Raw genomic sequence first — 8,592 nt, forward strand, 5'->3', positions numbered from 1 at the left:
CGCGTGAACAGCACCGTCAAGGTGTCGGGGCTGACGGTGCGGCACCGCCGCAGGACCGCCCTGGACGCCGTGGACCTCGACTTCGGGCCCGGTGTGCACGGGCTCCTGGGCCCCAACGGGGCGGGCAAGACCTCGCTGATCCGCGTCCTGTCCACGGCCGCCGCGCCGGACGCCGGCCGGATCGAGCTGCTGGGCACCGAGGTGGGCGCGGCGTCGGACCACCGCGGCCGGGCCGCGGTCCGGCGCAGGCTGGGTTATCTGCCGCAGGAGTTCGGCCACTACCCGGGGTTCACCGTCCGCGAGTTCGTCGCCTATGTGGCGTGGCTCAAGGAGATGGACGGCGCCCGGACGGCGGCCGCCGTCGAGCGCGCCGTGGAGCGCGTGGGCCTGGCGGACCGGATCGACTCCCGGATGAAGACGCTGTCCGGCGGCATGGTCCGGCGCGTCGGGATCGCCCAGGCGATCGTCAACGAACCGGAGCTGCTGCTGCTGGACGAGCCGACCGCCGGGCTCGACCCGGAACAGCGCGTCGAGTTCCGCGCCCTGATGCGGGACCTCGGGGAGCACTCCACGGTCATCCTCTCCACCCACCTCGTCGAGGACGTGGTGGCGGCCTGCGAGGACGTGGCCCTGATCGAGGCGGGCCGCGTCGCGTACCGGGGTACGACGCGCGAACTGGCGGCGCTCGGCGCGGACGGTGGCCCGGACGCGCTCGGCGGCAGCCCGATCGAGCGCGGGTACACGGCGGCCCTGCGCTCCCACCGGGCGACGGCGGGTGCCCGGTGACCCTCACCGAAGCCCCCGCGCGGCGGGGAGCCGCCGGTCCGGCGCTCCCCGTCCTGCGGGCCGAGGCGCGGCGCGGCATCGCCCCGTGGACCGGGCTGTCCACGGCGCTCATGCTCGGCGTGACCATGGCCGCGAAGGCCGACGACTGGCAGGGCGACTGGATCGAGACCCAGAGCCTCCTGCACTCCGGTGCCACCCTGCTCGCCGGCCCGCTGGTGGCGGCCGCGGCCTGCTGGCAGGGCGCCCGCGACCACCGGCGCTCGACCGATGAGCTGTGGCGCTCCACGCCGCGTGCGCGGTGGCAGCGGTTGGCGATGGCCGCGTTGCCGCTCGCGCTGTGGGCGGTCGCCGGGTACGCGGTCGCGCTGGCCGGGGCGCTGCTGGCCACCTGGCCGTACGCGGGCGGCGGCGGCCCGCTCCTCTCCCTCGTCGTGGTGGACGGCGCCTTCCTGGCGGCCGTGGCGCTGCTCGGGTTCGCCGCCGGTGTGCTGTGCCGGTGGCGGCTGTCCCCGCCCGTGGTCGCCGCGCTGATGTACCTGGTGCTCGGGGTGCCCAGCTACTCGGAGTCCCCGGCGCGGTACCTCGACCCGGCTGTGAACATCGCACTGGACGACAGCCTCCCCGTGTGGTGGTACGCCCCCGCCATGACGGTGTGGACCTTGGGACTCGCGGCCGCCGCGCTCACCGCCCTTGCGGCCCGGCGCCGGCTCGCCGCCCTCGTGCCGCTCGCCGTGGCGGCCGCCGTCGCCCCGCTGATCGTGTCCACGGGCGACGGCCTGTTCCGGGACGACCCGGCGGCCGGCCGCCTCGTCTGCACGGAGGGGAGCCCGCAGATCTGCCTGGGCGGGCGTCAGGAGCACCTGCTGCCCCAGGTCGCCGAGGCGCTGTCGGGGCTGACCGGGCGGCTGGAGGGGGTGCGGGGCGCGCCTGAGCGTTACGTCGCGCGGCTGCCCCTGCAGGGCCCGGAAGAGGCGTGGATCCCGCCGCCCAACCCCGGCTGGTACCTCCTGCGCGGGCGGTTGCAGGACACGGAGGACTACGTCTGGCAGGTGGCCGCCAACCTGACGATGCGGGACTGCCCGCAGGATCATCACGGAAACTCCGACGGCCCTCCGGTGGGGGCGGCGGGCGGCGCTGTCGCGACCTGGCTCGCCCCCGCAGGGCTTGGCACCGGCACGGAGAAGTCCCCGGAGCTCCGCCGCCTCGAAGCCATGCCCGACGCCGAGCGCCGCGCCTGGCTGGGCCGCTACATGACCACCCGCAACAGCTGCGACCCCTCGGAGGTGCCGGCCCTGTGAGCCTCCCCGTCCTCTACCTCCGCTCCCGCGCCCTCCCCCGCACCGCCGCGGCCCTGGCCTGCGTCGCCCTGCTCGCCGCCTGGGCCGCCCACTGGCTCCAGGCGCAGCCGAACTTCGACCACAGCGCCCGCGTCCCCGTCCTGGTGCTGGCCCCGCTGCTGGTCTCGTCGGCCATCGGGACGAGCCTGTACGCCGCGGCCGACGAGCTCGACCGGACGGCGGTCCGGCGCTGGTGGCCCCGGCGGCTGCTGCACCTGCTCGCGCTCGCCGTCCCGGCCGCCGCGGCCCTGGCCCTGGCCGTCCCCGGCCACCCCGAGGCGTTCGGGGCGCCCGGCATGGTGCGCAACGTGCTCGGCGCGACCGGGGTCACGGCCGCTTCGGCCGCCCTGATCGGGGCCAGGCTCAGCTGGCTGCCGATGACCGTGTACGGCGGGGCGGTCTATCTGGCGGCGCCGCGCACCCCGGGTGGCGCGGCCTCCGTGTGGGCCTGGCCGATGCAGCCGGGGCCGCAGGTGTGGGCGTGGGCGGTCGCGGCGGCGGCGTTCGCGGCGGGGGCGGCGCTCTACGCCGTACGCGGGGCGCGCCGCGAACGGGGCTGACCGGGACCCGCGACCGCGACCCGCACGAATCCGCTGGCCCCGCCCGCCCCGCCGCGCCAGGATGGCGGGGACACCGACCGCGTCCACCGGAGATCAGCGCCATGCCCCCTACGCTCGGCCCCGACGCCGCCGCCCCCGTCACCCTGGACCGCCGCGAGGGACCGTACGGGGAGGTCGTCCTGCGCAGACGCGGCGAGGACTTCGAGATCATCGCGAACGGGTGCTTCCTGATGGACACCTCCGACGGGCGTTCCGAGCGGCTGCTGGTCGACGCCGCGCTCGCCGCGCTGCCGGCCGGCCGTACCGCGCCCTCCGTGCTCATCGGCGGGCTCGGTGTCGGGTTCTCGCTCGCCCGGGCCGCCGCCGAACCGCGCTGGGGCCGGATCGCGGTCGCCGAACGGGAGCGGGCGATCGTGGACTGGCACCTGGACGGGCCGCTGGCCGGGATCTCCGGACCGGCGCTCGCCGATCCCCGTACGGAGATCCTGACGACCGACCTCGTCGCGTACCTGCGTACGACTACGGACCGTTACGACGCTCTGTGCCTGGACATCGACAACGGGCCGGACTGGACCGTCACCGAGGACAACGGCGACCTCTACTCGGCCGCCGGTCTGGCCGGCTGCCGCGCGCGGCTCACGGCGGGCGGGGTGCTCGCCGTGTGGTCCGCACAACCGTCCGCCGCGTTCGACCAGGCCCTACGGAATGCCGGGTTCCAGGGGGTAAGGACGGAAGAAGTGGGCGTTGCCCGAGGTGTGCCCGACGTGGTCCATCTCGCAATTCGAGCGGACTGACATTCCCCCGGCGGGTATCGCGAATCCCCGGAGACCCGGGATCCGGGCCCCACGAGCGCGCCGCTCCGCCGCCCGCGTACGCCCGCCGGGGCCGTCCGGCCTTGCACCCTGCGTAGCCGGGAACCCTCCGCTGCCTCTACGCTGCTGACCGATAGCGGGGTCACCCACGAAATTCACGAGCGAAAACCGTACGTCCGGGGGAATGGCCTCCGTGAGAACGGGCAGGGGCGGGGCGATGGAACAGACACACACCACCCACAACGGCGTCGCGGCCACCCCGGGCGCACAGCGCCGGGTGCTGGTGGTCGAGGACGACGCCACGATCGTCGATGCCATTTCCGCCCGGCTGCGGGCGGAGGGCTTCCTGGTGCAGACCGCTCTCGACGGCCCGGCGGCCGTGGACGCGGCCGAGGCCTGGCAGCCGGATCTCATGGTGCTCGACATCATGCTGCCCGGCTTCGACGGCCTGGAGGTCTGCCGCCGCGTCCAGGCCCGGCGGCCGGTGCCGGTGCTGATGCTGACCGCGCGGGACGACGAGACGGACATGCTCGTCGGGCTCGGGGTCGGCGCCGACGACTACATGACCAAGCCGTTCTCGATGCGCGAGCTGGCCGCCCGGGTGCACGTGCTGCTGCGCAGGGTGGAGCGGGCCGCGCTGGCCGCCGTGACGCCGCGCAGCGGCATACTCCGCCTCGGCGAGCTGGAGATCGACCACGCGCAGCGCCGGGTGCGGGTCCGCGCCGAGGACGTGCACCTGACCCCGACCGAGTTCGACCTGCTGGTCTGCCTGGCCAACACCCCGCGCGCGGTGCTCTCCCGGGAACAGCTGCTCGCGGAGGTCTGGGACTGGGCGGACGCCTCGGGCACCCGGACCGTCGACAGTCACATCAAGGCGCTGCGCCGGAAGATCGGCGCGGAGCGCATCCGTACCGTGCACGGTGTCGGCTACGCGCTGGAGACCCCCGCGCCATGACCGCGCCCGGACCGGGGCTGCGGCCGTTCTCGATCAAGGCCAAGCTGGGCACCCTGGTGGTGGTGTCGGTCTTCATCACGACGGGGCTGCTCATGGTGGCTCTGCGTACGCGGACCGAGCTGCGGTTCATCACCGTGTTCTCGGTCATCGCGACCCTGCTGATCACCCAGTTCGTGGCGCACGGCCTGACCGCGCCGCTGGACGAGATGCGCGCGGTGGCCCGGTCGATCTCGCACGGGGACTACACCCGGCGGGTCAACGGGGCGGGCCGCCGCGACGAGCTCGGCGACCTGGCGCAGACCATCAATCTGATGGCCGACGACCTGGCGGCGGTGGACCGGCACCGCAAGGAGCTGGTGGCGAATGTCTCGCACGAACTGCGCACCCCCATCGCGGCGCTGAGAGCCGTTCTGGAGAACGTCGTGGACGGGGTGTCCTCCGCCGACCCCGAGACGATGCGCACCGCGCTGAAACAGACGGAACGCCTGGGCCGGCTGGTGGAGACGCTGCTCGACCTGTCCCGGCTGGACAACGGCGTGGTGCCGCTGAAGGCCGGCCGCTTCGAGGTGTGGCCGTATCTCTCGGGGGTGCTGAAGGAGGCGAACCTCGCCGCCGCGCACCGCCGGCTCTCCTCCGGCTCCGGCAACCACTCCCGTACGGACGTCCATCTGCATCTGGACGTGTCGCCGCCGGAGCTGACCGCGCACGCGGACGCGGAGCGGCTGCACCAGGTGGTGGCCAACCTCATCGACAACGCCGTCAAGCACAGCCCGCCGCACGGCCGGGTCACGGTGCTGGCCCGGCGCGGCCCGCAGCCGGAGTCCCTGCACCTGGAGGTGCTGGACGAGGGTCCGGGCATCCCGGAGGCCGAACGGCACCGCGTCTTCGAGCGTTTCAACCGGGGCGAGGTGGCCTCTCCGCACGGTCCGGGCAGCGACGGCGGGACGGGGCTGGGCCTGGCGATCGCGCGCTGGGCGGTGGATCTGCACGGCGGCCGGATCGGAGTGGCCGAATCCGCTCGCGGCTGCCGCATCCGTGTCACTCTTCCGGGAATTCCGCAACCGCGAGGTTGACATAGGGTTCGAACCGGAAGGCCGCGTTCTGCGTGTTCTGTTCAAGGGGTACGGTCCAAGGGGCCGCAGCTGCGGCCTCGCGTACCCGGAGCGAAGCGGAACCATGCTTGTTTCCCGCCATTTCCTGCGCCGAAACCCGGCTTTCGATGTGACTTGCACGACGAAGACCTCCCCGGCCTGCAGGGAACGGCCTCGGAGGCGTAGCCTTGATTCCCGCTGTCCATCACCTTGTGAAGCGGAAGAGGGCGGTTGCCGCCGTGTCGTCTCAGTCCCCCAGTAACTCGAGCATCTCGACCGACCAGGCCGGCCCGGGCACCAACCCGGCCGCGGCTTTCGGCGCCAATGAGTGGCTCGTCGACGAGATCTACCAGCAGTACCTCCAGGACCCCAGTTCGGTCGATCGCGCCTGGTGGGACTTCTTCGCCGACTACAAGCCGGGCAAGACCGGCACGGCGGACAAGCCCGTTCCCGGCGCCGCAGCCGCGGGGGCTGCAGCGCCCGCGGCCCCGGCCGCCCCCACCAACAACACCGCGCCGGCGCAGCCCGCGGCCCAGGCCCCGGCGGCACCCGCCGCCCCGGCACCGGCCGCTCCCGCCGCGCCCAAGGCCCCGGCGCAGGCCGCACCGGCTCCGGCCGCGAAGGCCCCCGCCGCCAAGGCCCCGGCCGCGAAGGCCAAGGCCGCCGCGGACACCGAGGCCCCGGCCGGGCCGGAGTACGTGACGCTGCGCGGCCCGTCCGCCGCGGTCGCGAAGAACATGAACGCCTCCCTGGAGCTGCCCACGGCCACGTCCGTGCGCGCCGTCCCGGTGAAGCTGCTCTTCGACAACCGCATCGTCATCAACAACCACCTCAAGCGCGCCCGCGGCGGGAAGATCTCCTTCACGCACCTCATCGGGTACGCGATGGTGCAGGCCCTCAAGGCCATGCCGGCCATGAACTACTCCTACGCGGAGAAGGACGGCAAGCCGACCCTCGTCAAGCCGGAGCACGTCAATCTCGGCCTCGCCATCGACCTGGTGAAGCCGAACGGCGACCGCCAGCTGGTCGTCGCGGCCATCAAGAAGGCCGAGACGCTCAACTTCTTCGAGTTCTGGCAGGCCTACGAGGACATCGTCCGCCGCGCCCGCAACGGCAAGCTCGGCATGGACGACTTCACCGGCGTCACCGCCTCGCTGACCAACCCCGGCGGCATCGGCACCGTCCACTCGGTGCCCCGCCTGATGCCCGGACAGGGCCTCATCATGGGCGTCGGCGCGATGGACTACCCCGCGGAGTTCCAGGGCACCTCGCAGGACACCCTGAACAAGCTGGGCATCTCCAAGGTCATGACCCTGACCTCCACGTACGACCACCGGGTCATCCAGGGCGCCGCCTCGGGCGAGTTCCTGCGCATCCTCTCCCAGCTGCTGCTCGGCGAGAACGAGTTCTACGACGAGATCTTCAAGGCGCTGCGCATCCCCTACGAGCCGGTCCGCTGGCTCAAGGACATCGACGCCTCGCACGACGACGACGTCACCAAGGCCGCGCGGGTCTTCGAGCTGATCCACTCCTACCGGGTCCGCGGCCACGTCATGGCCGACACCGACCCGCTGGAGTACCACCAGCGCAAGCACCCCGACCTGGACATCACCGAGCACGGCCTCACCCTGTGGGACCTGGAGCGGGACTTCGCGGTCGGCGGCTTCGCCGGCAAGTCGATGATGAAGCTCCGCGACATCCTCGGTGTGCTGCGTGAGTCGTACTGCCGCACCACCGGCATCGAGTTCATGCACATCCAGGACCCGAAGCAGCGCAAGTGGCTCCAGGACCGGGTGGAGCGTCCGCGCCCCAAGCCCGAGCGCGAGGAGCAGCTGCGCATCCTGCGCCGCCTCAACGCCGCCGAGGCGTTCGAGACGTTCCTGCAGACCAAGTACGTCGGCCAGAAGCGGTTCTCGCTGGAGGGCGGCGAGTCCGTCATCCCGCTGCTCGACGCGGTCATCGACTCCGCCGCCGAGGCCCGCCTCGACGAGGTCGTCATCGGCATGGCCCACCGCGGCCGCCTGAACGTCCTCGCGAACATCGTGGGCAAGTCGTACGCCCAGATCTTCCGCGAGTTCGAGGGCAACCTCGACCCGCGCTCGATGCACGGCTCCGGCGACGTGAAGTACCACCTGGGCGCCGAGGGCACCTTCACCGGCCTGGACGGCGAGCAGATCAAGGTCTCGCTGGCCGCCAACCCCTCGCACCTGGAGGCGGTCGACCCGGTCCTGGAGGGCATCGCCCGCGCCAAGCAGGACATCATCAACAAGGGCGGCACGGACTTCACCGTCCTGCCCGTCGCCCTGCACGGCGACGCGGCCTTCGCGGGCCAGGGCGTCGTCGCCGAGACGCTCAACATGTCGCAGCTGCGCGGCTACCGCACCGGCGGCACCGTGCACGTGGTGATCAACAACCAGGTCGGCTTCACCGCCGCCCCGGAGTCCTCGCGCTCCTCGATGTACGCCACCGACGTGGCGCGCATGATCGAGGCGCCGATCATCCACGTCAACGGCGACGACCCCGAGGCCGTCGTCCGGGTCGCCCGGCTCGCCTTCGAGTTCCGCCAGGCGTTCAACAAGGACGTCGTGATCGACCTCATCTGCTACCGCCGCCGCGGTCACAACGAGGGCGACAACCCGGAGTTCACCAACCCGCAGATGTACACCCTGATCGACAAGAAGCGCTCGGTGCGCAAGCTCTACACCGAGTCCCTCATCGGTCGCGGCGACATCACCCTGGAAGAGGCGGAGCAGGCGCTCCAGGACTTCCAGGGCCAGCTGGAGAAGGTGTTCGCCGAGGTCCGCGAGGCCACCTCGCAGCCGGCGCAGCCGCACACCTCGGACCCGCAGGCCGAGTTCCCGGTGGCCGTGAACACCGCGGTCTCGGCCGAGATCGTCAAGCGGATCGCCGAGTCCCAGGTCAACATCCCCGAGTCGATCACCGTGCACCCGCGTCTGCTCCCGCAGATGCAGCGCCGCGCCGCCTCGGTGGAGAACGGCACGATCGACTGGGGCATGGGCGAGACCCTGGCCATCGGTTCGCTGCTGATGG

Annotated in this window: 7 protein-coding genes; all 7 read left to right on the forward strand. The window is 72.6% G+C overall.

Annotated features, from left to right (window positions below; translation table 11 throughout):
• The first annotated feature begins 3 nt into the window (after positions 1-3).
• Entirely contained in the window at positions 4-786 is a 783-nt protein-coding gene (locus ABZ564_RS24130) for an ABC transporter ATP-binding protein (protein WP_360860138.1), read from the forward strand.
• A complete protein-coding gene (locus ABZ564_RS24135; protein WP_360860141.1) occupies positions 783-2,084 on the forward strand; it encodes a hypothetical protein in 1,302 nt (433 codons plus the stop codon). Before ABZ564_RS24130 ends, ABZ564_RS24135 begins: the two co-directional genes overlap by 4 nt.
• Entirely contained in the window at positions 2,081-2,683 is a 603-nt protein-coding gene (locus tag ABZ564_RS24140; protein WP_360860144.1) for a hypothetical protein, read from the forward strand. The genes ABZ564_RS24135 and ABZ564_RS24140 overlap by 4 nt, the downstream gene beginning before the upstream one ends.
• Positions 2,684-2,784: 101 nt before the next feature.
• Positions 2,785-3,477: a spermidine synthase gene (locus ABZ564_RS24145; protein WP_360860147.1), complete on the forward strand. Its 693-nt coding sequence runs from the start codon at positions 2,785-2,787 to the stop codon at positions 3,475-3,477.
• Positions 3,478-3,712: 235 nt separating this feature from the next.
• Positions 3,713-4,450 carry a response regulator transcription factor gene (locus tag ABZ564_RS24150; RefSeq protein WP_360860149.1) on the forward strand — a complete coding sequence of 246 codons (738 nt, stop codon included), beginning with the start codon at positions 3,713-3,715 and terminating at the stop codon, positions 4,448-4,450.
• The gene (locus ABZ564_RS24155) at positions 4,447-5,523 is read left to right on the forward strand and encodes a HAMP domain-containing sensor histidine kinase (RefSeq protein ID WP_360860152.1); all 1,077 of its coding nucleotides are present in this window, start codon (positions 4,447-4,449) and stop codon (positions 5,521-5,523) included. The genes ABZ564_RS24150 and ABZ564_RS24155 overlap by 4 nt, the downstream gene beginning before the upstream one ends.
• Positions 5,524-5,780: 257 nt before the next feature.
• Positions 5,781-8,592 (forward strand): multifunctional oxoglutarate decarboxylase/oxoglutarate dehydrogenase thiamine pyrophosphate-binding subunit/dihydrolipoyllysine-residue succinyltransferase subunit (locus tag ABZ564_RS24160; protein WP_360860155.1); only part of this gene is annotated, 2,812 nt, incomplete at its 3' end.

It is taken from the genome of Streptomyces sp. NPDC019224, assembly GCF_040632605.1.
Taxonomy (GTDB): domain Bacteria; phylum Actinomycetota; class Actinomycetes; order Streptomycetales; family Streptomycetaceae; genus Streptomyces.